24 protein-coding genes and 1 riboswitch are annotated in these 22,796 nt (G+C 69.5%); of the genes, 14 read left to right on the forward strand and 10 right to left on the reverse strand.

What is annotated here, in order from left to right:
• Positions 1–20: 20 nt before the first annotated feature.
• Positions 21–680: a TetR/AcrR family transcriptional regulator gene (locus ACIBAG_RS07430; protein WP_399102044.1), complete on the reverse strand. Its 660-nt coding sequence runs from the start codon at positions 678–680 to the stop codon at positions 21–23.
• Positions 681–747: 67 nt separating this feature from the next.
• Here ACIBAG_RS07430 and ACIBAG_RS07435 point away from each other — a divergent pair, with 67 nt between their 5' ends.
• The 5 genes from ACIBAG_RS07435 to metF all read left to right on the forward strand — a co-directional run bounded on the left by ACIBAG_RS07435 (position 748) and on the right by metF (position 5,490).
• Positions 748–2,289 (forward strand): MFS transporter, encoded by a 1,542-nt coding sequence (locus ACIBAG_RS07435; RefSeq protein ID WP_399102046.1) that lies wholly within the window; start codon positions 748–750, stop codon positions 2,287–2,289.
• Positions 2,290–2,341: 52 nt separating this feature from the next.
• A complete protein-coding gene (locus ACIBAG_RS07440; protein WP_399102048.1) occupies positions 2,342–3,214 on the forward strand; it encodes an aldo/keto reductase in 873 nt (290 codons plus the stop codon).
• Positions 3,215–3,282: 68 nt separating this feature from the next.
• On the forward strand, positions 3,283–3,888 hold the full coding sequence (locus tag ACIBAG_RS07445) for an NADPH-dependent FMN reductase (RefSeq protein ID WP_399102050.1): 606 nt from the start codon (positions 3,283–3,285) through the stop codon (positions 3,886–3,888).
• 113 nt (positions 3,889–4,001) lie between these two features.
• The gene (locus ACIBAG_RS07450; protein WP_399102052.1) at positions 4,002–4,352 is read left to right on the forward strand and encodes a DoxX family protein; all 351 of its coding nucleotides are present in this window, start codon (positions 4,002–4,004) and stop codon (positions 4,350–4,352) included.
• 220 nt (positions 4,353–4,572) lie between these two features.
• Positions 4,573–5,490: a methylenetetrahydrofolate reductase [NAD(P)H] gene (gene metF / locus ACIBAG_RS07455; protein WP_399102054.1), complete on the forward strand. Its 918-nt coding sequence runs from the start codon at positions 4,573–4,575 to the stop codon at positions 5,488–5,490.
• Positions 5,491–5,538: 48 nt separating this feature from the next.
• Here the strand turns inward: metF and ACIBAG_RS07460 are convergent, their stop codons facing one another.
• The 7 genes from ACIBAG_RS07460 to ACIBAG_RS07490 form a co-directional block, all read right to left on the reverse strand.
• Positions 5,539–6,105, reverse strand: coding sequence for a DUF3291 domain-containing protein (locus ACIBAG_RS07460; RefSeq protein ID WP_399102056.1), 567 nt, complete (start codon positions 6,103–6,105; stop codon positions 5,539–5,541).
• Positions 6,106–6,401: 296 nt separating this feature from the next.
• Positions 6,402–7,241: an SAVMC3_10250 family protein gene (locus ACIBAG_RS07465; RefSeq protein WP_399102058.1), complete on the reverse strand. Its 840-nt coding sequence runs from the start codon at positions 7,239–7,241 to the stop codon at positions 6,402–6,404.
• 138 nt (positions 7,242–7,379) lie between these two features.
• Entirely contained in the window at positions 7,380–7,817 is a 438-nt protein-coding gene (locus tag ACIBAG_RS07470; protein ID WP_399102060.1) for a DUF4259 domain-containing protein, read from the reverse strand.
• A gap of 1,225 nt (positions 7,818–9,042) precedes the next feature.
• Positions 9,043–9,828 (reverse strand): hypothetical protein, encoded by a 786-nt coding sequence (locus tag ACIBAG_RS07475; RefSeq protein ID WP_399102062.1) that lies wholly within the window; start codon positions 9,826–9,828, stop codon positions 9,043–9,045.
• A gap of 129 nt (positions 9,829–9,957) precedes the next feature.
• Positions 9,958–10,650: a DUF488 family protein gene (locus ACIBAG_RS07480; protein WP_399102064.1), complete on the reverse strand. Its 693-nt coding sequence runs from the start codon at positions 10,648–10,650 to the stop codon at positions 9,958–9,960.
• 69 nt (positions 10,651–10,719) lie between these two features.
• Complete coding sequence (locus tag ACIBAG_RS07485; RefSeq protein ID WP_399102066.1) at positions 10,720–11,154, reverse strand: chromate resistance protein ChrB domain-containing protein; 435 nt, start codon at positions 11,152–11,154, stop codon at positions 10,720–10,722.
• Positions 11,151–11,684, reverse strand: a complete 534-nt coding sequence (locus ACIBAG_RS07490; RefSeq protein WP_399102068.1) for a Chromate resistance protein ChrB — start codon at positions 11,682–11,684, stop codon at positions 11,151–11,153. Before ACIBAG_RS07490 ends, ACIBAG_RS07485 begins: the two co-directional genes overlap by 4 nt.
• 188 nt (positions 11,685–11,872) lie before the next feature.
• Between ACIBAG_RS07490 and chrA the strand changes: the two genes are divergently transcribed.
• The 4 genes from chrA (at position 11,873) to ACIBAG_RS07510 (ending at position 17,459) form a co-directional block, all read left to right on the forward strand.
• Positions 11,873–13,276: a chromate efflux transporter gene (gene chrA, locus ACIBAG_RS07495; RefSeq protein ID WP_399102070.1), complete on the forward strand. Its 1,404-nt coding sequence runs from the start codon at positions 11,873–11,875 to the stop codon at positions 13,274–13,276.
• Between the two features lie 3 nt (positions 13,277–13,279).
• Positions 13,280–13,972 carry an ATP-binding cassette domain-containing protein gene (locus ACIBAG_RS07500; protein ID WP_399102072.1) on the forward strand — a complete coding sequence of 231 codons (693 nt, stop codon included), beginning with the start codon at positions 13,280–13,282 and terminating at the stop codon, positions 13,970–13,972.
• The gene (locus ACIBAG_RS07505; RefSeq protein ID WP_399102074.1) at positions 13,969–14,751 is read left to right on the forward strand and encodes an ABC transporter permease; all 783 of its coding nucleotides are present in this window, start codon (positions 13,969–13,971) and stop codon (positions 14,749–14,751) included. The genes ACIBAG_RS07500 and ACIBAG_RS07505 overlap by 4 nt, the downstream gene beginning before the upstream one ends.
• 218 nt (positions 14,752–14,969) lie before the next feature.
• Positions 14,970–17,459: a family 16 glycoside hydrolase gene (locus ACIBAG_RS07510; RefSeq protein WP_399102076.1), complete on the forward strand. Its 2,490-nt coding sequence runs from the start codon at positions 14,970–14,972 to the stop codon at positions 17,457–17,459.
• A 122-nt stretch (positions 17,460–17,581) separates the two neighbouring features.
• On the opposite strand, the gene ACIBAG_RS07515 is transcribed toward ACIBAG_RS07510, so the two are convergent.
• Complete coding sequence (locus ACIBAG_RS07515; RefSeq protein WP_399102078.1) at positions 17,582–18,187, reverse strand: histidine phosphatase family protein; 606 nt, start codon at positions 18,185–18,187, stop codon at positions 17,582–17,584.
• 151 nt (positions 18,188–18,338) lie between these two features.
• Positions 18,339–18,417: riboswitch (cobalamin riboswitch) on the forward strand.
• A 60-nt stretch (positions 18,418–18,477) separates the two neighbouring features.
• Here ACIBAG_RS07515 and ACIBAG_RS07520 point away from each other — a divergent pair.
• The 4 genes from ACIBAG_RS07520 (at position 18,478) to ACIBAG_RS07535 (ending at position 21,493) form a co-directional block, all read left to right on the forward strand.
• Entirely contained in the window at positions 18,478–18,699 is a 222-nt protein-coding gene (locus ACIBAG_RS07520) for a CbtB domain-containing protein (protein WP_399102080.1), read from the forward strand.
• Between the two features lie 24 nt (positions 18,700–18,723).
• Positions 18,724–19,488 carry a CbtA family protein gene (locus ACIBAG_RS07525; RefSeq protein WP_399102082.1) on the forward strand — a complete coding sequence of 255 codons (765 nt, stop codon included), beginning with the start codon at positions 18,724–18,726 and terminating at the stop codon, positions 19,486–19,488.
• Positions 19,489–19,727: 239 nt separating this feature from the next.
• A complete protein-coding gene (locus ACIBAG_RS07530; RefSeq protein WP_399103249.1) occupies positions 19,728–20,732 on the forward strand; it encodes a permease in 1,005 nt (334 codons plus the stop codon).
• Complete coding sequence (locus tag ACIBAG_RS07535) at positions 20,729–21,493, forward strand: TIGR03943 family putative permease subunit (RefSeq protein ID WP_399102084.1); 765 nt, start codon at positions 20,729–20,731, stop codon at positions 21,491–21,493. Before ACIBAG_RS07530 ends, ACIBAG_RS07535 begins: the two co-directional genes overlap by 4 nt.
• 25 nt (positions 21,494–21,518) lie before the next feature.
• On the opposite strand, the gene ACIBAG_RS07540 is transcribed toward ACIBAG_RS07535, so the two are convergent.
• Positions 21,519–22,061, reverse strand: coding sequence for a hypothetical protein (locus tag ACIBAG_RS07540; protein ID WP_399102086.1), 543 nt, complete (start codon positions 22,059–22,061; stop codon positions 21,519–21,521).
• A gap of 280 nt (positions 22,062–22,341) precedes the next feature.
• Here ACIBAG_RS07540 and ACIBAG_RS07545 point away from each other — a divergent pair, with 280 nt between their 5' ends.
• Complete coding sequence (locus ACIBAG_RS07545) at positions 22,342–22,782, forward strand: hypothetical protein (protein ID WP_399102088.1); 441 nt, start codon at positions 22,342–22,344, stop codon at positions 22,780–22,782.
• Positions 22,783–22,796 lie beyond the last annotated feature (14 nt).

Below are 22,796 nucleotides of genomic sequence, written 5' to 3' on the forward strand. Positions count from 1 at the left end.
CCGGCCCCCGGCGGGGCGGTTCAGCCGCGGGGCAGATAACCGTGCAGGAAGGCGTGGACGCCGGCCGCGGCGATGTCGTGGGTCTCGGCGTCGGACAGCGCGTCCACGCCCGCCCGGTCGCGGCCCCAGGTGTTGGTCACCAGCACCACGAAGTGCTGTGCGGCGAGTTCGGAGTCCTGTACGTGCAGCAGCCCGCGCTCGGCGAGCCGGGCCATCCGGGCGGCGAGCGTGCGCTGGACGCGCAGCGGGCCGGCCTTCTGCCAGGCGTCGTGCAGGTCGCCGGGGAAGTTCTCGCCCTCGGCGTTGATCCGGGCGACGATCGCGAAGTGCTCGGTGAACTCCGGGCGCGGCCGTACCCAGTCCTTGGCGAGAGCCACCAGGTCGGCCTCCAGGTCGGCCGGGCTCGCCGTGCCGCCGAGACAGCGCTCGATCATCGCCTCGTGGGCCGCGGCCACCTGCTCCGAGCTGTCGATCAGCACGGTGGCGAAGAGCTGTTCCTTGTTCTCGAAGTGGTTGTAGATCGTGCGCGTCGAGACACAGGCCTCGGTGGCGATCATGTCGATGCTCGCGCCCTGGTAGCCGACCCGGCCGAAGACCTTCCGGGAGGCCGCCAGGATGGCCCGCCGCTTCTCCGGGAACCCCTTGCGCGGCCTGTTCTGCCCGCTGTCTGCACTGGCCATTGCGGCACCTCCTCGTCGATTACAACGACCACTTTACACGTTGCAATGCACGTTGTACTTTACCTTCATGAGCGGTTCGCGGAAGCTCGACCACGCAGCGGTGCCGTCCGGCGCCGAGTTACCTCCCGGTGCCGGGGGACGCGCCAGGTCCGCACTGACCATGGCCTCCGTGCTCCTCGGCTATCTGATCGTCCCGATGGCCATGTCCGGCACGAGCATCGCGCTCCCGCGCATCGCCGCCGACCTCGGCGGCAGCGGCGGCGCCCTGCAGTGGGTGGTCACCGGCTACTTCCTGGCCGCCTCCTGTCTGATGCTCATCGCGGGCTCGCTCGGTGATCTCTTCGGGCGGCGGCGGATCTTCGCCGTGGGAGCCGTGCTCTACGTCGTCAGTACGGCCGCCGCCGCGTTCGCCCCGCATGTGCTGGTCCTGGACGCGGCCCGGACCCTGTCCGGGGTGGGCGCGGCCGGCGTGATGGCCGGCGGCGGCGCCATCCTCGGCAGCACCTTCGAGGGGCCCGCCCGCACCCGTGCCTTCGCCATGGTCGGTACCTCGGTCGGCGTCGGCCTCGCCTTCGGCCCGACCTTCGCCGGCTGGCTGGTCAGCGCACTCGGCTGGCGCGCGATGTTCGGCGCCTTCGCCGGGGCGGGGCTGCTGCTGGTGGCCGGCACGCTGGTCCTGCGGGAGTCCTCCGCCGAGCACCGGCCGAAGTTCGACCTGCCCGGGACCGTCGCCTTCGTCCTCGCCATCGTCGGCCTGATGTACGGCACCAACCAGGTGGCGTCGGCGGGCTGGACCAGCCTCCGGGTGCTCGGCTTCCTGGGCGCCGGCCTGCTCATGCTCGTGGTGTTCGTCGCCCTGGAACGGCGTACCGAACACCCGGTCCTGGACCTGGCGCTGCTGCGCGGCGGCCCCTTCGCGGGCTGGCTGCTCGCCGCGCTGACCACGGCCGTCGGCACCGTCGGCGTCCTGGTCTACCTGCCGACCTACCTCCAGGGCGCGGGCGACTTCTCCGCCGGGGACGCCGGCACCCTGATGCTGGCGATGACCCTGCCGGTCCTGGCGGTGCCGCCGCTGGCCGGCAAGCTGGTGAACCAGGGCGTGCCCGCCCGCCTCCTGATCGCCCTGGCCGTCGCTCTCATCGCCGGCGGCAACGCCTGGATGACCGTGCTGGCCCCGGACTCCGGTGCCGTACAGCTCGTCGGCCCGCTGCTGCTGATCGGCGTGGGCAACGGTCTGTCCGCCGCGCTCGTCGACGCCCAGGCGATGGAGCACGTGCCCCCCGACCGCATCGGCATGGCCTCCGGCCTGCTGAACACGGCACGCGGCGGCGCCAACGCGCTGGTCCTCGCGGTCTTCGGCGCTGCCCTGATCAGCCTGATGCAGTCCGAGGTCGGCGGCCGGGAGCAGGCCGGCAAGGTGGCCGCGGGCAACCTCGACGGCGGCTCCCGGGCCTTCCTCGCCGAGCAGTACACCGAGGCCTGGCATGTCGTCCTGTGGACGGTGACGGCCCTGTGCGTGCTGTCCGGCCTGGTGATCCACCGCCTGGTCGGCACCACCGCCCGCAGCACGGCGCGGCCCGCCGAGGCCGCCGTACCGGACGAGGGCTGAGGCGGACATGCGCACATCACTCCCCGTGATGCCCATGGGTACCACCGGCCTCATGGCCCCTGCCCAGGGACTCGGCTGCATGCGGATGACCGAACCGGCCACACTCACCGGCCCGTCCGAGGCCGCCGCCGTCATCAACCACGCGCTGGACCTCGGCGCGACGATGATCGACACCTCCGACATGTACGGCCGCGGCCGCAACGAGGAGATGGTCGGCCGGGCCATCCGCCACCGCCGTGCCGAGGCCGTGCTGTGCACCAGGTTCGGCGTGGTCTTCGGCCCCGGCGACAGCTGGTCGGTGCGCGGCGACGCCCCCTTCGTCCGGGCGTCCTGCGAGGCCAGCCTCAAGCGCCTCGGCACCGACGTCATCGACCTGTACTACCTGGCCCGTCCGCATGTGAACGTCCCCCTGGAGGAGACCATCGGCGCCATGGCCGACCTGGTCGCCGAGGGCAAGGTGCGCCACATCGGGCTCAGCGAGGTCAGCGGCGAGGAACTGCGCCGCGCCCACGCCGTCCACCCCGTCTCCGCGGTGCAGTCGGAGTGGTCGCTGGGCGCCCGCCGGATCGAGGCGATGGTGCCGGTCTGCGCCGAACTCGGCGTCGGCGTCGTCCCGTTCTCGCCGAACGGCCGCGGGCTGCTCAGCGCCCGGGACGACCGCTCGGCGCAGATCGCCCGGACCTTCCCGGGCCGGGAGGAGCTGCCCGACGTACTGCGCGAGATCGCCGGCGCACGGGGTGTGCGGCCCGGCCAGATCGCGCTGGCCTGGGTGCACCACCGGGCCCGGGTCTGGGGCATCGCGGTCACCCCGATCCCCGGCACCAGGCGGCTGGACCACCTGGAGGAGAACGTCGCCGCGGCGGGCATCGCCCTCGACGACGGCGAACTGGCCCGGCTCGACGCCGCGTCCATGGCGGGCGTATGAGCGTCGGCCACCCAACTCCACACCCTTTCCCTTCCGTTCAACCTGATCCTGATGAGGAGCAACTCACCATGTCCACACAGACCCTGAAGCTCGCCGTCATCCTCGGATCGGTCCGCGAGGGCCGGTTCGGTGAGGTCGTGACGAACTGGTTCGCCGGGCTGGCCAAGGAGCACAGCGCCTTCGACGTCGAGGTCGTCGACCTCTCCGAGACGGAGCTGCCGCTCGCCCTCCCGGCGACGCCGCCCGCCATGGCGACCGAGGAGGTGCGTCCGGCCGCGATGCTGCCGCTCTCCGCGAAGCTGGCCGCGGCCGACGCGTTCGTCGTGGTGACCCCCGAGTACAACCACAGCTTCCCGGCCTCCCTGAAGGCCCTCATCGACTGGCACTTCACCGAGTGGCAGGCCAAGCCGGTCGGCTTCGTCTCCTACGGCGCCCAGAGCGGCGGCCTGCGCGCCGTCGAGCAGCTGCGCCAGGTCTTCGCCGAGATGCACGCCGTCACCATCCGCGACGGTGTCGCCTTCCCGTTCTACTGGGAGGCGTTCGGCGAGGACGGCGCGCCGCGTGACACCGAGGGCACGACCGGCGCCGTCAAGGTGATGCTCGACGAGCTCGCCTGGTGGGGCAACGCCCTCCACGAGGCCCGCGCCAAGTCGCCTTACGCCCCCCAGGCCTGACGCGGCACGGGACGGGGGCGTGCCCGCCCCTCGTGGGCACGCCCCCATTCCACCCCTTCCCTCACCTGCCTCCCTCACCGTCCCCACCCCGCTCATCACTCCCCGGAGGAGTCATGTTCATCGCGTACGTCGTGCTCGCCGTCCTGGTGTCTGTCCTGCTGGTCTTCTCGGGCCGCAGCATGCTCGTCAAGGACAAGGACATCGTCGAGACGCTGACCCGGCTCGGCGTGCCGAACAGCTGGTACACCATGCTGGCGCTGCTGAAGTTCGCCGGCGCCCTGGGCCTGCTGATCGGCATCTTCTACCGGCCGCTGGGCATCGCCGCCGCCGTCGGCGTGGTGCTCTTCTTCATCGGTGCGGTCATCTCCCACCTGCGCGTCAAGGACGTCAAGGGCGTTCCGGTGCCGTTCGTCCTGGTGCTGGTGTCGGCCGCCCCGCTGGTACTGGGCCTCGCCACGCTGTGACGGCGCGCGTAGGAGCGCACCAGTCGATCGGCCCGTACGGACGACGCGTACGGGCCGATGGCACGTCACGTCACGTCAGGTCACGTCAGGGCAGGTCAGGTCAGGTCACGGCCCCTGCCCACCGTCTACCTGATCGCCCTTACAAAACATGACACTCAACAAGGTTCTCTGACATAAGGCTTATTGACCCCATCTCCGGCATTGAAGAAGCTCTTGAGGCATGACGACGACTCTGCGCGAGGTGCTCGCCCGCGACCTCGCAGCCGGTACGCCCACGTTCTCCTTCGAGTTCTTCGCGCCGAAGACCGAGTCCGGGACCCGCAACCTCTGGGACGCCGTACGCCGGATCGAGCCGCTGTCACCGACTTTCGTGTCGGTCACCTACGGGGCGGGAGGCTCCTCGAAGGACCGCACGGTCGAGGTGACTCGGCAGATCGCGGCGCAGACCACCCTGCGGCCGGTCGCCCATCTGACCGCCGTCGGCCACAGCGTGGCCGAACTGCGCCACATCATCGGCCAGTACGCGGACGCCGGGGTCCGTGACGTCCTCGTCCTGCGCGGCGACCCGCCCGGCGATCCCGACGGCCCCTGGATCCCCCACCCTCAGGGCTTCACCTACGCGCACGAACTCGTCTCCCTGGTACGGGACATCAGCGACTTCAGCATCGGCGTCGCGGCCTTCCCCGAGCGCCATCCGCGTTCCCCCGACTGGACCGACGACATCCGGCACTTCGTGGCCAAGTGCCGGGCCGGGGCGGACTACGCGATCACGCAGATGTTCTTCCACGTCGACGACTATCTGAGGCTGCGCGACCGCCTGGCGGCCGCCGGTTGCGCCACACCGATCATCCCCGAGATCATGCCGGCCACCGACGTCCGCCAGATCCGCCGCTTCGCCCGGCTCAGCAACGCGGCCTTCCCCGAGGACCTGGCCCACCGCCTCGACGCGGCCCGCGACAACCCCGCCGAGGGCCACCGCATCGGCGTCGCCCACGCCACGGACATGGCCGCCCGCCTCCTGACGGAGGGCGCCCCCGGCCTGCACTACATCACCCTGAACCGCTCGACGGCGACCTACGAGATCCACCAGAACCTGGGCCTGACCCGCCGGCGGACACCGACACCGACGCCGGCGTAGGGGCGTGGACCTGCGGCCAGGCGCTTGGATGCGGCTGGTAGCGGCGTCTCAGCGAACCTGGCCGCTCCTCGGCCGGCGCTGCCCGGTGTCTTTGATCCTGGCCGGAGTTCCCTCCGGGGCGAACGCGTCGTGGAAGGTGAAGGCGTGCGGCGCGGAGCCGTGGTCGTGGAGGTGTTCCAGCCTGGAAACCCCCTCCTGCCAGGTGGGTATGACGCCGTCGGAGACCCACCAGGTCACGTGATTCGGGTGCCCTGTCCTCTCGAACCAGTCGTAACGCCTGTTCAACGCCTCACGGTGCAGACCGGTATAGACGGCGTCGAAGGCGGAGCGCAGATCGGTCCAGAGCGAGAGGGTCGCGGCCAGGGCGGTGGTTTCCACCGTACGACCCTTGCCGTACCAAGCCGGTACGGCGAACTCCCCCCACGCACCCCAGTCCGCCTCGAAGAGCACGCCCAGGTCACCGCCTGCCGGTTCAGCACGCGCGAGGTACCCGGGATGCTGACTGATCTTCCGGTAAACGGCCTCACCACTGTCGTAGAACTCGCGCGTAAGAGGCCCGGGATCGGCGAGAGGTGACTTCAGGACGCCGAATGTGTACAGCGCAAGCTGGGGCATACGTCTCTCCCTGGTTGGGGGTGCCTGGTGTGGACCCGGTTCGGTGGCTTACGCCTGGGGGCGAGGATTCGTGGGGCGTGACGTGACCAACTCATCGCGCAGCGGGCGGCTCAGCCTGGAGGGAATCCTGTGCGACCGTGGGCGATCGCCGAAGACCAGGTGAAGGTAGCCGCCTCGGCGGGCCATGTCGAAGTTGCGTTTTCCCTGCCCAAGTGGCCTCTGGCACCGGTCATTGCGGGGGCAGGCCACGGGGCACCAGTGATCAGCCGCTGTCGACCGGCTCCCCCGACCAGTCGCTAGTCGGCGGCGAACTCTACATACAGTGGCGTACCGACGACGTACGTGGCGCTCTCGCTGCTGGGCGGCGCGTCAATGACCGCTGTAATACGCGCGAAACCGCACATCCACGCGGCCGTTTCCGCGGGCAGTTGGCCGTCAAGTGTCGTCAAGAGTTGACAAGTTCCGTCCGCCAAGGTCCTGACTTCACGCCAACCCTCCGGGTCACCCAGCCTTGGGAGGTCACTGGTCACCGCCGGTTCACCCGCCAAGTTGGTTAGCAGCGATGCGGCTGGAGGAAGCACAAGTCGGCCAAAGCTGCCTCCGATGCTGCCCCCCAGAGCGCCAAGTTGCTCCATGTCCAGTGGCGGTGGCTCGGCAACGACCGGGTTCTGGCTGCCGACCAAGTGCCGTGCGGAGCCATGCAGGACCAGCCTGACTCTCCCTCCTGTCTCGTATCCTTCGACAGGACGAGGGGGATCAACGAAGAGCACCATGTCGGGAGCCAGTGGTCCACGCAACATCAGATAGTTGAGCGGAGCTTCAAATTGGACCCATGAGCCCGCCCGTAAGTCGCCCTCGGTGAACCAACGGGCGCTGGCGGACACATGCTCAACCACCTGATGCAGACGTTCGTTCCGCGCGCGCTCTACATCCAGTGCCTCCGGCTCCCACCCCACCCCGCCGACAGGGGTGCTGAGCTGCCACTTCGCCCGAGGCGCACGAAGGCGTCGCTCAGGCAGAAATTGCCTGAGCTTGCCATGAGAGAGGTAGACGAGCTCGCGCACAACACTCCTCGGGGTGCATCCATTTACGCCTCCGGCGATCGACATTATCGAGGTGGATGCACGCGCCTGCATATCAAGGCAAGGAGATCACTCGGCCCCAGGGCGTCGGTTCGTGCGGAGCGAGCCCATCGGACTTCCATACGCCCTATGTGACGCGCGATTCGGCGCCGGCCCAGACGGCCCTGGGCCGGGCCAGCGGTGTGCGCAGGCTCAAATCTCGAACAGCGCATCCCCAGGTGGTTGGGGCGCCGGATCGAGTACCTGACGAAGTCGACCAATGCCTACTCGCCAATCTACGCCGCCCTCCGACTGTCCCCAAAGGTCCGAGAGTTCCGATTCGTCTGCGAGGACTCGCTCAAGGGCTTCGACAGCCAGCGGCCTGAGCTCGACGGGCAGGGTGGGAATCGGCTCCTCAGGACCGTACGGAATGCTGACTGGCTCGCCAACTGAGCATCGGGCAGCAACCAAGGCAGCAGCAGCCACTGCCTCTTCGGCTTCCGGGGCCTCAAGGTAGTCCTGGTTGTCGGCAGCACGAAGGAGAGCTCGACGGATGAGGCTTTCACGCTCTGCCATCGTGGCGTCGTCCAGATCGTTGGCGAAGTCCGCCGCTGTGTCGTTGTCGAACGGATGAACGTCCCATGTGCCCATGACTCCCTCTCGCAGTTGGCTGACCGGGATCTTCGCAACGGCCACTGACAACGAAGCGCATCAGCTTGGAAGCTTGGGTTACTTGCGGGTCTTGTTCCCCGGCGTTCCCCGTGGTTCCCCGCACGATCTGGCACGCCTCTGGCACGACCTCTTCGCCCTGAACTCTGGGCTGATTCAATGGTCGTGCGTGTTCATTTTCCTTTAGCCGCCGCTGAGCTGGCGGACGTCGACGTGATGCCGGTCTCCCCGAGGACCTCGAGTGCGACGCCTCCCGTGGTGCCTCATGCAGTTCCAGGACGCCGCCGGGTTGCTCCCAGGTGCCGTTGTCCGCCCTGTGGATGGCGAGGATCCTGTCGTCTGTCTGGACGGTGATCCCTGCGCCTGAGGCCGAGTGTTTCGGCTTTTCCGCGCCCCTCGCTCCCCGCCGCCCTTACGCCGCTACGTCGCCCGGCACTTGGCCGTGTTCGAGACAGACCGGCGCGCTTTCGGCGCGGGCATCGATCGCCGTGAGGCTACGGCGAGCCAGTCGCGGGATGGTCCGTTCTGTGATCTCGTTCGGGAGAACGAACCTGACGGCCTTCAGCTCGTCGGCCTGGAGAAGGCTGCCCTCCACTGCCTGCGGCGTGAGCTCGCCGCCGTCGAACCAAGTACAGGGCCTTGTCGCCCTCGGCGCCATTGGGCGCCCCGTCCACGGCCAGGAGACGGCGAGTGCGGGTGTGATCGTCATGGCGACACGTATTCGACACAGCCACCCGCAAAAACCTGCTGACAGCCGTACGGCCCGGAGCCCTCCCATGATCGGCAGGGGAGTGCCCGGTCGGCGCTTCGTCGTCCGCCGCGAAATCGGCCCTGAGCAGCAAAAACGCCCTCCCGAAGGAGGGCGGAAAGAGGGCGCCCCCGGCAGGACTCGAACCTGCGGCCAAGCGCTTAGAAGGCACCTGGCGAGGGCACGTCTGCTGTGCCTCTGACCTGCGCTTACGTGATCGTCTGACCGGCCGCCAGTGAATCTTCCGGAGTTTTCGGGAAGGAGCCCGTTGGTCCCGCCTTTCTGCCGACCCCGCCGAAGACAGGCTCAGACGCCATGCGCGATCCAAACGTCCGGCAGGGGGGCCGGGCGAGGGCGGTAGCTCGTTGGCGAGCCTGCTCCCCCAGGATGCCGTGGTTGGTGGTGCGGATCGCGTCCGCACAATCCGCTGGACCCGCCCATAGAGGCATGGCAGCACGGCTAGAACAAGCTGTCCTGGACGTTCTGGACGACCTTCAGCTCGGGGTAGAACAGGCCCAGCAGCATGAACGTCTTGGGATGCTTGGCCATGTTGCCGACGAAGAGGTGAACAGCCCGGTTCGGGGCGCAGATCCGGTCGTACCAGACCTCGCGCAGCGCATTGTGGACGCCTTTCTCGCCGTACTTGCGAAGGAATTTGCGGTACGACTGCCCGGCCTCCCAGTCCTTCAGGCCCATGTCGTGGGTCGGGCAGGCGTCGTCCGCGCACCGGAAGCTGTACCGGAAGTCGAGCGGCACCCACTCCAGAGGATTCAAGTCCTGCTCGAACAGATCGAGTTGGTCGGCCAACGCCGCTTTGGAGGCGGACCAGGGCTCGGCCGGATCGAGCCGGAAGCGCGTGACCTCGGCGGGCCGGAAGACACCGAGCGAGGTCCCGTGCTTCTCCTGCTCCCGCTTGATGGCACACAACGAAGGGGCGACCAGCGGCTCGACGTACCGGTACCGGTTCTTCCAGCCCTCGTCGGGCGACACCGCGCCCACGATCTTCAAAGTGTCCAGGTCCGGCCGCAGGCTCTCCGGCCGAGAGTCCCCCGGCTCATTGTGCGGCTCTACGTCGACCTCGACGATCGAGTACTTGGAGAACTGGGCGTCCTCCGTGAGCAGCCGGAACGGGACGGGGAACAGCCGAACATGCTGGGGTGCCCCCTGATCCAGGCGTATCCCGGCCACACAGCTGGTCTCGCGGTACTTGTTGGACAGCTCCGGATACGTCTTGACCGTGATCATGATCCGTGCGCGTTGCCGTTTTCCTGATGCCCTCGCCGCCATCGTGGCCCCCTCCGCTGATCTCCCCGAACCGATTGGAGGAGAGGCATGCGCCGTGGGCAAGGGCGCCTGCGGGCGGGAGGGACGAAGTCAGGCCAGGGGATTCACCGGCACGGAGACCCGCTTGCGGACGGTCTCCAGGACCACCTGACGGTGACAGCGCTCCTCGTCCTTCTCGAAGCACAGCACCGCGACCCGAGACTGGCGGGCGCGTTCGGCGAGGCTGTCGAGGTCGGATCGGGCCTCGTCGGATCGCAGGACGCCGCGGAAGCGGGCCCTGCCCACGTCGAGGCGGCCGTCCCAGAACGGCGCCCGGTTGTCCTTGGGATTCCCCAGGCCACGGAGGTGTGTGTACTCGATGCCGGCCTCGCTCAGGGCCAGTCCGAGTCGGGTCTTGCTGAAGCCCGGCTTACGACTGATCGGCGTGAGTCGTACGTCCGCCACAACGTCGATCCGGCAGTCGAGGAGCGAGGCCACGAAGGAGTCGATGTCACGCCCCTCGTAACCGGCCGACCACAGCCCTGGCGTCGCGGCGCTGGTCGTCTCCCGGAACAGCTCGTCGAGCGAGGTGTCGAGGGCTCGGGCGAGCTCGCCGACGGTGAAGAAACCTGGCTGAATCGCTCCCTGGTTCTCCAGCCGTGCCAGCGTGCTGACGCCGACACCGGCCTCCTTGGCCAGCCGCTCGCGCGACCACCCCCGCGCCTCCCGCAGCTCCCGGACCCGCAGGGCGAGGAGCCGTGCGGGAGTGTGGTCGTCGGGACGCGCTGAGTGATGACCGGCCATGGGCCGTGATCCTAACGGCCGTTGACTTCCGGTGCGTGGCCGCACGGCGGATCCCCGCCTTCGTGTGCTCTAGGCCGGTTCGCGGCCCAGGAGGGTGGCTCGGCGGTAGTACTCGTACAGGCCGTCGAAGAGCGGCTTGGTGACGGCCATGGTGTGCTCGTCGTCGCCGATCATGGACAGGCCGCGCAGGACGACGTCCAGGCCGGGGGCCTCGGGGGCGTCGAAGCGTTCGTCGTCGAGGTCGGCCTCGTGGATGATCTCGGCGATGCGGGCGAGAGCGGCGTCGGTTGTGAGGTCGTAGCGGCGCAGGATGGTCTCGAAGCTGCAGTCGTCGTGGTGGTGGCCGAGTTCGGCGCCGCGCATGTCGAAGGGCGTTGCGTCGGCGGGGACTTCGGCCGGGTCGGTGACGAAAACGAACGCGGCATCGGGGTCGACGAAGCGGCGGAGCAGCCAGGCGCAGGCGGCACGGTCGATGTGGATGCCAGCGCGGGTGGCCCACTTCATGCGGAGTTCTCCTCGGGAGCAGGGGTGGTGTTCGCGGTGTGCGCTGGGTGCAGCGCCTCCACCGCGGCTTCCGCGGTGCGGCGTTGCGGCGGGGGGAAGTAGTCGCGGCGCTGGATGCGGCGCAGCTCGGCGCGCAGCTTGCGCAGGGCGCGTTGGCGTTCGTCGTCGGGCTGGTGGCGGGCTTCCTCGGCTTGGGCGCGTACGCCTTCGTACTCGGCGGCGCGGGCGTCGGCCATGGTCCGGGCGAGCCTGCGTTCTTCGGCGAGCGCGGCCGGGTGGGCGATCCACAGGGTGGCGGCGCCGTCGAAGTCGGTGATCTCCTCGGCGATCCATTCCAGTTGCTCGCGGGTGCGGGCGTCGGCGGGCAGCGCGATCAGGCCGTCGCTGATCTGGGCGACGCCGAGGCGCTTGAGCTTGCGCCAGACGGTGATGCGCGGTGTCGAGGGCTCGCGGGGCAGCCGGTAGGAGAGCAGCACCCACTGGCTCGGGGCGCTGGGCGTCGGAGGGGCCGGGCTGTCGTGGTCGCTCACGCGGAGAGTCCTGGGCGGCGGTGATTTCCCATCGCCCAGAGCGTACGGCGCGGGCGCGGCTCAGCCGTGGCCGACGGCTGCAACGAGCTGTTCATGTTCACCGGTACCTCGTTCCCTTCCACCTCGCGGCATCATGGTGTAACCATGGTTGCACTTTACTGATGCCGCCTGGATGGGGAGCTCCGCGGATGACCGCCACCGACCGCCCGGCCTCGGAACCGCCGAAGACCGAGTCCGACCGGGGCGATCTCATACCGTTCCGTGAGGCCCTGCGAACTTGGTTCGCCATTTCGCTGCAGACCTTCGGTGGCCCCGCCGGACAGATCGCCGTGATGCAGCGGACGCTCGTCGAGGAGAAGCGCTGGATCGGCCAGCAGCGCTTCAACCACGCCCTCAGCTACTGCATGCTGCTGCCCGGCCCCGAGGCCCAGCAGCTGGCGATTTACACCGGCTGGCTGCTCAACGGCACCCGGGGCGGCCTGGCCGCCGGCACCCTCTTCGTACTGCCGGGTGTCGTGGCGCTGCTCGCGCTGTCCGCCCTCTACGTCGGCCTCGGTTCGACCGCCGCGGTCACCGGTCTGTTCGCCGGGCTTGCTCCGGCCGTGGTCGCCATCGTCGCGCAGGCCGTGTGGCGGGTCGGCCGCCGTTCGCTGACGCACCCGCTGCTGGTGGGTCTCGCGGTGGCGTCCTTCGCGGCTTTGGCCCTGTTCCAGGTGCCGTTCCCCGTGGTGATCGTCGTCGCCGGGGTGGCCGGATGGCTGATTGCCCGTTGGTCGCCCGGCGTCTTCAAGCCCGCCACGCACGGTTCCGGCGACGACGGCCCAGCCCCGCTGATTCCCGACGACGCGCTGCATCACGAGCGCCCGACCCGCCGCCGCACCGTGCGCATCCTGTTGGTCGGCCTGCTGCTGTGGGCCGTCCCGGTGGCCGCTGTGACCGTACTGACGGGCATAGGCAGTGTCTTCACCACACAGGGGCTGTTCTTCTCCGGCACTGCCCTGGTCACCTTCGGCGGCGCTTACGCGGTCCTCGCCTATGTCGCCCAGCAGGCCGTGCAGACGTACGGCTGGCTGAGCGCGGGGGAGATGGTGCGCGGCCTGGCTTTGGCCGAAACCACGCCGGGGCCGCTGATCATGGTGGTGCAGTTCGTCGCGTTCCTCGGCGCCTACCGGGACCCGGGTTCCCTCGACCCGTGGGCGGCTGCACTGCTCGGCGCACTGCTGACCACCTGGGTCACCTTCGTGCCCTGCTTCATGTTCATCTTCCTCGGCGCCCCCTACATCGAGCGGCTGCGCGGCAACCATCACGTCTCCGCCGCCCTCAGCGGCATCACGGCGGCTGTCGTCGGCGTCATCGCCAACCTCGCGCTCTACTTCGCCGAACACACCCTCTTCACCACCGTCGACGACCGCGCCTTCGGCCCCTTGCACCTCGCAGTGCCGGATCTCGGAACCTTCCGTCCCGTTGCCCTCGGGATCGCGTTCGTCGCCGTCGTCCTGATCTTCCGGGTGCGCTGGAGTGTCCTGCGCACGTTGGGCGTGTGCGCCGGCCTCGGACTGGCGGCCGCACTGGCCGGACTGACCGGAAGCTGATCCGTGTCGGCGTCCGGGGAGCCGAGTTCTGTCCTCGTCCTGGACGGGGTGACCGTACGGCGCTCCTCCGCGCTGTTGCTCGACGACGTGACCTGCCGGATACCCGCCGGTGCGTGCACGGTGCTGGTCGGACCGTCAGGGGCGGGCAAGTCCACGTTGCTGCGGCTCCTGAACCGCTTTGAGGAGCCCACGGCCGGGGCGCTGAGCTACCAAGGGCGCCCGCTGCCGGCCTGGGACGTGCTCGCGCTTCGGCGCGAGGTCGCGCTCGTCGCGCAGCGGCCGGTCGTGCTCACCGACCGAGTGCTGGACGAACTGCGGGTCGGACGACCCGACTTGGACGGGGACGCGGCGGCCGCATTGCTCGGACGTATGGGTCTGCCCTCAGGCGCGGTCGATCGGGCGACGTCCGGTCTATCGGGTGGTGAGGCGCAACGGATATGTCTGGCGCGGGCCTTGGCCGTCGAACCCCGTGTCCTGCTGCTGGACGAGCCCACCTCCGCACTGGACGCGCATGCCACGAAGGCGGTGGAGACCGTTATCGGTGAACTCGTGGCCGACGGGATGACCGTGGTCGTCGTCAGCCACGACACTGCGCAGGTGCGGCGGATCGCCGACCACGTCCTCGTCCTGGAGAACGGACGGCTGATCACCTCCGGCTCTGCCGACCGGATCGCCTCTCTCCAGGAGGGCGTGTGAACGCGGCGGTGCCCGGCTGGGCCGGGGTGCTCGCCTCGGTGTCCCTCGTCGCGCTCACCGTGGTCGTCGCCTGGCGCCGTCGCCTGCGACTGGGGCGCGAGATCACCCTCGCGGCCGTACGCGCCGGGCTCCAACTGGCCGCGGTCGGGGCGATTCTGCTGCTGGTCTTCGAGCACACCGGTCTGGCCGGTGCGTTCGGATGGCTCGCCGCGATGACGCTCATCGCCGGGCAGGTCGCCGGCCGCCGCGCCCGCGGTCTGCCCCGCGCGACGGTCACCGCCACCACGGCTGTCGCCGTCGGCACCGCGGCCACGCTGGGGGTGCTCCTCGTCCTGGAGGTGATCGAGGCCCGGCCCAGGGTCGTCATCCCTGTGGGCGGGATGGTGGTTTCCGGCGCGATGCAGTTCACCGCCGTGGTCCTGATCCGGCTGCGGGACGAGGCGCGTACCGCGCGGCTCCAGGTCGAGGCACGTCTCGCGCTCGGTCTGTCCGCCGCCGATGCCGTCGCCCCGCACCTGCGGTCGGCGCTGCGCACCGCGCTCGTCCCCGTCATCGACTCCACCAAGACCGTCGGCCTGATCAGCCTGCCCGGCGCGATGACCGGTCTCATCCTTGCCGGAGTCGACCCGTTCACGGCGATCCGCTACCAGATCGTCGTGATGTACATGCTGCTGGCCGCCTCGGCCCTCGCCGTGCTGACCGCGGCTCGCCTGACCGAACGGGTCCTCTTCGACGAGGCTCACCGCCTGCGCCCGCTCCCCGATCAGTCGCCGATCTGACGGCTTCCAGGTAGCTTTTTCATGTGCCGTTGAGGAATGCTCCCTTGCAGTTCCTCCGAATCGTTGACGGCTCTCCCTTTGACGATTAAACCGATGGGTCAGGCGCGTCGGTGAGAGCGCCATTCCTGCCGAAGGCTGGCGAAAGTCCTGCAGTGACCATGGCTCCAGTGACTCTTGCGCCGTAAAAAATGCTGCCCGAACGGAAGAAGGGATCGATCATGGCGACCAGCGTTGCTCCGCAGTCCACCGACTTCTCTCTGGATGTGATGGGCCGGTACGTCTGCAACGGCCTCGATGAAGCTCTGGCCAGTACTGATACGGCCCGTCACGCGGACGCGCGACCCTTCGACCTCATCGTGCTGGGCGGTGGCAGTTTCGGCGCCGTGCTCGCAAGTCATCTCTTCTTCAACGACACTTCGAGGGCCCATCGAATCCTTGTTCTGGAAGCCGGTCCCATGGTGCTCCCGGAACACACGCAGAATCTTCCGCCCCAATTGAATCCGGGAGAAGTCTGGGGCGTTCCCTGGAATTCCGACAGTCCGCAGGCGTGGAATCAACGCTTCCCCGGTCTTGCGTTCTGTCCGGGCGGACGGTCGTTGTTCTGGGGCGGCTGGTCGCCGTACTTCATCGACACCGAACTGGACGGCTGGCCCAAGGCCGTGACCGACGACCTCACCACCCCTGCCGTACCGGTCCACAACCCCACGCGCTCCTACCTGGACGCGGCCGCCGAGCAGATCGGCACGAGCGAGACCAACGACTTTGTCTACGGCCCGCTCCATGAGGCCCTGCGCAGCAGGCTGTACGACGGCCTGCGCTCCCGCCCCGGCGGCCAGACCGCTCTCGTCGGACACCGCGGTACGCCGATGACCGCGACCCAGAAGAAGGAGCAGCTGTTGCGGGAGTTGGACGCCCCGCTGGCCGTGCAGTCGGCGTCCCCGCGTCCGGGGTTCTTCCCGTTCAACAAGTTCAACGGCATGCAGCTGCTGATCCGCGCGGCCCGGCTGGCCCAGACGGAGGCGGAGCAGAGCGTCGTGGGCGGCCCCGCCGAGCGGGACGTGAAGAAGCGTCTGATGCTCGTCGACAACACCAAGGTCATCCGGCTGGAGCGTCAGGGCGGACACATCACCAGGGTGGTCACCAACAAGGGCACGGTGGACGTTCCCGCCGGCGGGCACGTCTTCCTCGCCTGCGGGACGGTGGAGAGCACCCGGCTCGCCCTGGCCACGCTGCCCAACGCGCACGGGCTGATCGGCCGTAACCTCATGGCGCACATGCGCTCCAACGTCACCGTCCGGCTGCCCCGCGCCTCCCTGGGCAAGGCCCTCGCGGGCCTACAGGAACTCGCCGTCTCCGCGCTGTTCGTCAAGGGCGTCCACACCCACACCGACCACAGCACCGGCCACTTCCACCTGCAGATCACGGCGTCCGGCGTGGGCGCGATGGGCGTGGACTCCGAGGCGGAGCTGTTCAAGAAGATCCCCGATCTGGACACCCTCGACCGCTTCCGCGACCTGACCGACGAATGGGTCGTCGTCACCCTGCGCGGCATCGGCGAGATGACCGGCGACAAGACCTCTGCCGACCCCTGCAACCGGATCGCCCTGGACCACCAGGGCCCGCGAGGTCCGTTCGATTACGGACAGCCCAGGGCCCTGGTCCGGCTGGAGGCGCAGGACCCGGCCGACCCGGTGGGCCGCAATCTCGCGCTGTGGGAGGCCATGGACCAGGCCACCGACGAGATCGCGCTGATGCTCGCGGACGGCGGCCCGATCCAGTACCTGGGCAGCGGCGGCTGGCAGCCCACCCCGCCCACGCGCGACGCCCGCCGGGACACGCTCTCCTCCACGCACCACGAGAGCGGCACCCTGTGGATGGGCGAGGACCCGTCCTCCTCGGTCACGGACGTCTGGGGCCGACTGCACGAGAGCGACAACCTGCACGCCGTCGGTCCCGCCGTGCTCCCCACCATCGGCTCGCCGAATCCCATGCTGTCCGGCGTCGCCCTCGCCCGCCGCACCGGCGACCACCTCGTGCCGACGCCCCAACCCCCGGCTCCCGAAAGCGGGTTCCGGTACCTCTTCGACGGCACCGAGAAGACCTTCGCCCTCTGGCGCGGCGTCGGTGGCGGCGCCTTCGCCCTGATCGACGGCGCCATCGTTCCCCAGCCCGGTGGCGAACTCGGGCTGCTCTACTACGCCCGCCAGTCCTTCAGCGACTTCATCCTGCGCCTGCAACTGCGCGTCGGATCCGTCCAGGACAACTCCGGGATCTTCGTACGCTCCCGGGACCCGCGCCGCCCCGTCCCCGACCGGACCGACCCGGCCAAGCTGCACGCGTACGTGAACCAGGCTTGGGTCGCCGTCCACACCGGCTTCGAGATCCAGATCGACGACACGGCGGCACCCGACGGCCTGGACAAGCACCGCACCGGCGCGATCTACGACATCGAGACCGGGGGCGTCCCTGGCGGTCAGTCCTACCAGCGCCCGGCGCCGCTGGTGGCCGGCCAGTGGACGGACTGCGAGATCGAGGTCCGCGGCGACGCCTACACGGTGAAGTTGAACGGCTCCCAGACCACGGTGTTCACCAACACCGACTCCTGGCGCGGAAAGCCCGCGACCGCCGACCCGGCCTCGGGTTTTGTCGGGCTGCAGGCCCACACCGGGCTGGTCGGGTTCAGGAACATCCGGATCAAGGAGCTGTGACAGAGGGGCCGGTGACGTGAGGCGTGGCCCGGCCGGGAGAACAGCCCCGGTCGGGCCACCCGCCTTTCGCCCCAGGAACCGCTCAGCGTGTCCAGCGTCATCGCCACCTACTCCGCCCTGGGTTACGACAGCCCGGTCAGCCGCCCAGTCCCGGGCTGCGTGTCGCCGAGCGGCTGCCCGAGGCGTAGGTTCCAGCGCCCGGAACGTCCGCTGAGCTCGGTCGCGGTCAGTGGCGGAACGTCGATCCGCCAGAAGGTCGGCTCGGGCGCCCCGAGTGCCCGTACCGCCGCGGCCCGTATGACCTCGGGATCCACCACGGCGACCGTCCGGCCGTCGAAGCGTGCGGCGGAGTCGAGCCAGGCGGCGATCCGGTCGCAGAACTCCCGTACGGATTCCCCGTCGTGCGGGGCGGATGATGGGTCTGCCATCCACCGGGCGACCTGCTCGGGCTCCTTCGCGGTCACGTCCGCCAGGGTCGCGCCGCGCCAGCGACCTATGTCGAGTCCCGCCAACTCCGGTACGACCGCGGCGTCGAGTCCGAGCGCTTCGGCCGTCTGCCGGCAGCGGAGCGACGGGGAGACCCAGGTCCGGTCCACAGCCGTGAGCGCTCCGGCCGCAGCCCGCGCGTGCCGGAGTCCGGTGGCGTCGAGCGGGCAGCCGTCGTCGAACCGGGCCTCCCGCAGCGCCAAACTGATCGCGGATGAGATCAACGTCACTCGGCTCGTCATATGCCCGTTTCCCTGCTCAACGTCCCGGCCTCCCCCACGATTTGAGGTCCTTCACGGCTCGTAGGCGTGCGCCCCTGCGCCCTTGGCCGCCCCCTTGCTTCGCGGTACGTTCTCGGGCGATGTCCACGACGGACATCGACGACGGTCCCGCGGAAGCCGGTGAGACTCCGGCACGGTCGCGCCACTGTAAGCCCGGTTCGCACCCCAGGTGCGGGCAGGGCAAGTCAGACCCGCCCCGTTGTCCTTGTGCACCACCGAGACGGGACGCGAGTTCCCCAGGAGGGCCTGCCATGGCGCAGTCTGTCGCTCAGCCGACCACCACTCCCACCTCCATTCCCGCCAAGCTGCCGATCGGCGCGATCGCCCCCTGGGCGGTCTTCTTCGGCATCCTCATGCTGGTTCTGCTCTACTTCGTCGGCGTCGAACAGAGCGCCACCTCCGTGATGAGCGGAGAGGACGTCCACGAGTGGGTGCACGACGCCCGTCACCTGCTCGGCTTCCCCTGCCACTGACGGCGGCGGGGAACGTACGAGCCCATGAACTCCGCAATCGTCCGTAATCTGCTGGTGCGTGGCATGCTCGCGGGTCTCGCCGCGGGCCTGCTCGCCCTTGTCGTCTCCTACTTCCTGGGCGAGCCGAGCGTCGACGCGGCCATCGCCTTCGAGGAGGCCCACGCCCACGGCGGCGAACACGGCGAGGAGCTGGTCAGCCGCACGATGCAGTCCACCGCCGGCCTGTCCACCGGTGTCCTGGTGTACGGCGTCGCGTTCGGCGGCATCGCTGCCCTCGCGTACTGCTTCGCGCTGGGCCGCATCGGCCGCTTCGGGCCGCGCGCGAGCGCGCTGCTCCTCGCGGCGGCCGGCCTGATCGCCGTGTTCCTCGTGCCGTTCCTGAAGTACCCGGCCCAGCCGCCCGCCGTCGGCGATCCCGACACCGTCGGCCAACGTACCGCCCTGTACTTCCTGATGGTGGTGCTCAGCGTGCTGCTCGCCGTCGCCACCGTGATCCTCGGCAAGCGCCTCGTGCCACGCCTGGGCAACTGGAACGCCACGCTCGCCGCGGGCGCGTTCTTCGTCCTGGTCGTCGGGTTCGCGTACGCGTTCCTGCCGTCCTACAACAACGTCCCCGAGCATTTCCCGGCCGCCGTGCTGTGGGAGTTCCGCCTGGCGGCTCTCGCCGTCCAGGTGACCTTGTGGACCGCCTTCGGGCTCGTCTTCGGGGTGCTGGCGGAGCGAGTGCTGGCTCCTCGGACAGCGGCGCCCGGCGAGCCTGCTGGGCAGGCGGCTCCCGTGCCGCACTGAGCACGTCACTCCGAAAGCCTCGGCTGCGTCCGCTTGAAGACCCCGACTGGAAGTTCCGGTCGGGGCCTTCGAGTTTCCGGAGAGTCCTGGCAGGTGGACCCCGCGTCCCACAGGCTCTCCCAGGCTGAGGCACAGCCTCGAACGGTAGCTTCCCGCGGGCGGGCGCTACGGTGGCGCAGTCTGTGCAGGCGGGGTGGGATGCAAGGGGCGCGGTGAGCCAGGAGAGTCATGAAGAACCGGTGCGGGGGCTGGCCCACGGGATCTGGCTGGTGGCCCGCACCCTCGTGTACGTCGTGCTGGGCGGCCTCGCCCTGGTCACGATCCTTACGGTCGGCTCGGTCCTCGGCCCGATGTTCGCCCTCGATCTCTACACGCCGCCGGTGGCGGCCTGGTGGACGGTCTTCACGGCCGTGGTCGTCCAGGGCGTGCCGTTCCTGATGCTCGGCACGCTGGTGTCGGCGGCGATCGGCGCCTTCGTCCCCGAGCGGGTCTTCACCCGTCTCCTGCCGCGCAACCAGGCGCTCGCCGTGCCCGTCGCGGGTGCCGCCGGCGTCGTACTGCCGGGGTGCGAGTGCGCGTCTGTGCCCGTGGCCGACAGCCTGATGCGGCGCGGGGTCGCCCCGGCCGCCGCTCTCGCCTTCCTGCTCTCCGCGCCCGCGATCAACCCGGTGGTGCTGGTCGCGACCTCCATCGCCTTCCCCGGCCAGTCGGCGATGGTCGCCGCCCGCCTCGTCGCCTCCCTCGCCACCGCTGTCGTCATGGGCTGGCTGTGGGTGCGGTTCGGGCGGGAGGAGTGGCTGCCACAGCGGAGGCGTACGGCGTCCAAGGCGTCGTCGGGCGGCGGACGCTGGGGCGACTTCCGGGCAGGGTTGCAGCATGACTTCCTGCACGCGGGCGGGTTCCTGGTGGTGGGAGCGGCGGCCGCGGCGACCTTCAACATCCATGTACCGAGGTCAGCGCTGGACGTGTTCACCGGCTCGGCCTGGCTGTCGGTGCTGCTGCTAGCCGTTCTCGCGGTGGTGCTGTGCGTGTGCAGTGAGGCGGACGCGTTCGTCGCCGCTTCGCTGAGCGGGTTCTCGCCGACGGCGCGGCTGGCGTTCATGGTGGTGGGCCCGATGGTGGACCTGAAGCTGATCGCGTTGCAGGCGGGGACGTTCGGGCGGGCGTTCGCGGTCAGGTTCTCTGCGATGACGTGGGTCGTCGCGGTGGTGAGCAGTGTGCTGGTGGGGTGGTGGTTGCTGTGAGGCGGTACGGTCCAGCGGTGGTGCTGGTCCTGTGTGCGGGGGCGGTGCTGCGGATCTCGTTGTTCAGCGAGCTGTACCTGCGGTACGTGCAGCCGGGGCTGCGGCCGTATTTGATCGCGTCGGGTGTGCTGCTGCTGGTGCTGGGGATTGTGAGCGCGGTCGCCGCCGGCCGGGCCGCTCGCGACGAGGGCCGGCACGAGCATGAGGTGGATGAGCACGACGGGCACGAGAAGCCGGACGAGCACGCACACGGGCACGACCACAGCCACAGTCCCCGCGTCGCCTGGCTGCTCGTCGTCCCCGCTCTGGCCCTGCTGCTCTTCCCGCCGCCCGCTCTCGGCGCGTACAGCGCCGAGCGGGAGGCCGCCAAGTACGCCGCTCAGGGCATCGGTACATTCCCCGCGCTGCCCAAGGGCGACCCGGTCGATCTCACTCTCGGCGAGTTCACCTCCCGCGCTCTTTACGACAGCGGGCGGACGATGAAGGGCCGCACGATCCGGATGACCGGGTTCGTCACCAAGGACGACGACGGCACCTGGTATCTGACCCGGCTGCTCATCTCCTGCTGTGCCGCCGACGCACGGCCGGACAAGATCGAGATCCGTAAGGCCGACGCGCCTGCCGTGGACAACTGGGTGTCCGTCACCGGCACCTGGGTCCCGGAGGGCAAGCTCGGCTCGGAGGAGGCGTGGCCGCCCGTGCTCGCCGCCACCGATGTCAGGCATGTCGGGCAGCCCGAGAATCCCTACGAGAAGCGGTAGTTGCTGTGCTGAGCCGGCGGTGCCCTCAGCAGATCGGGGCCGGAGGGATGTCCTTGCCGTACTTCGTCAGGGAGCACACGGTCTTCGCGGAGACCTTCCAGGTGTCGTCCTGGCGTACGGACGCCCCGGGGCCGTCCGGCCCGACCTTCCTGTCGTCGGAGAACAGGGTGTAGTCGACTCGCGCGCGCAGGTCGGAGGTGAAGGTCACCGAATCGACCCGAACCCGCAGGGCGCGCACCGTCGGGTCCTTGGCGAGCGCCTCGATCATGAGCTGGTACAAGCCGCCGTCCTCCGCAACCTTCGCCCGGTCCTCGACCGAGGTTTCGGGGCTGAAGAAGCGGGCCCAGGCGTCGCGGACGTCCTCCTCGGCCTCGGCCGGATCCTCGGGGGCGCTCGCCGTCGGGGTCGGAGGCTGGGTGGTGGTGGGAGGCAGAGTCCGAGTCGGTGTGCCGGGCGACGTCGAGGTCAGAGGCGGGGGCTGGGGTTCGTCGTCCGTGCACGAGACGGCGACTGCGAGGAGTGCGGCCGCCGCGACGGTGGCGGGGAGTGATCGCCGTTGTGGACCCATGGTCTTCCTCCTCGGAGGCGTTCACGGGACCGCGTTCCCCGCCTTGCGGTGGGTCATCCGCCGTGCGGTACGGGGCTTGGGGTCATCTGCAGTGGGAATCAATGGCCTGTGAGTCCGTGGATGCGTCGTGTCGGCCTGGCCGCAGGAGTGGTGGCGGCTGTGGTCGTCGTGCTCGTCGCCGCCTACTGGGGCATTCAGAGGCTCTGATTCGGTTGTGTCGGCGGGCGTCGGCAGCGCGTCGCGCGCTCATCGTGCGTAATCGATTGATTACGCTGCGTGTGTGATCTCTGTGATGGTCGGCAGCCGCGTCCAGCGTCCCGTGCCATCCGTGCTGCTCATCGGGCTGATCCTGCTGGTGGCGTCCCACTTGGTGGGGGCCCTGCACGGGCCGGGCTTCCTCGGCTCTCACCAGCCGTTCTCCGCCGTAGGTGTGGTGCAGTCGGCTGCCCCGGTCGAGGCGGAGGCGATTGGATCCGGCCACGGTCACGATCACGGTCACGACCGCGATCACGAAGTGCACGAGGACACCGTCGAGCACGCCGTGGACCGCGTCCGGTCCTCCGTTGACGGGCCGGCCCACGCCCCGCAGATCGAGGAGCCTGCCACCGGCCTGCTCGCCGCGAGCGCACCGCTCGGGCACGCCGCCGGTCCGGGGGTCGGTGTTCCCGACCCGGCAGGCGGCCGATCCGCATGTGCACTGCACTGCGTCTGGCGTCAGTAGGCACGACCCGCACG

Source organism: Streptomyces sp. NPDC051243 (genome assembly GCF_044455405.1).
GTDB lineage: Bacteria > Actinomycetota > Actinomycetes > Streptomycetales > Streptomycetaceae > Streptomyces.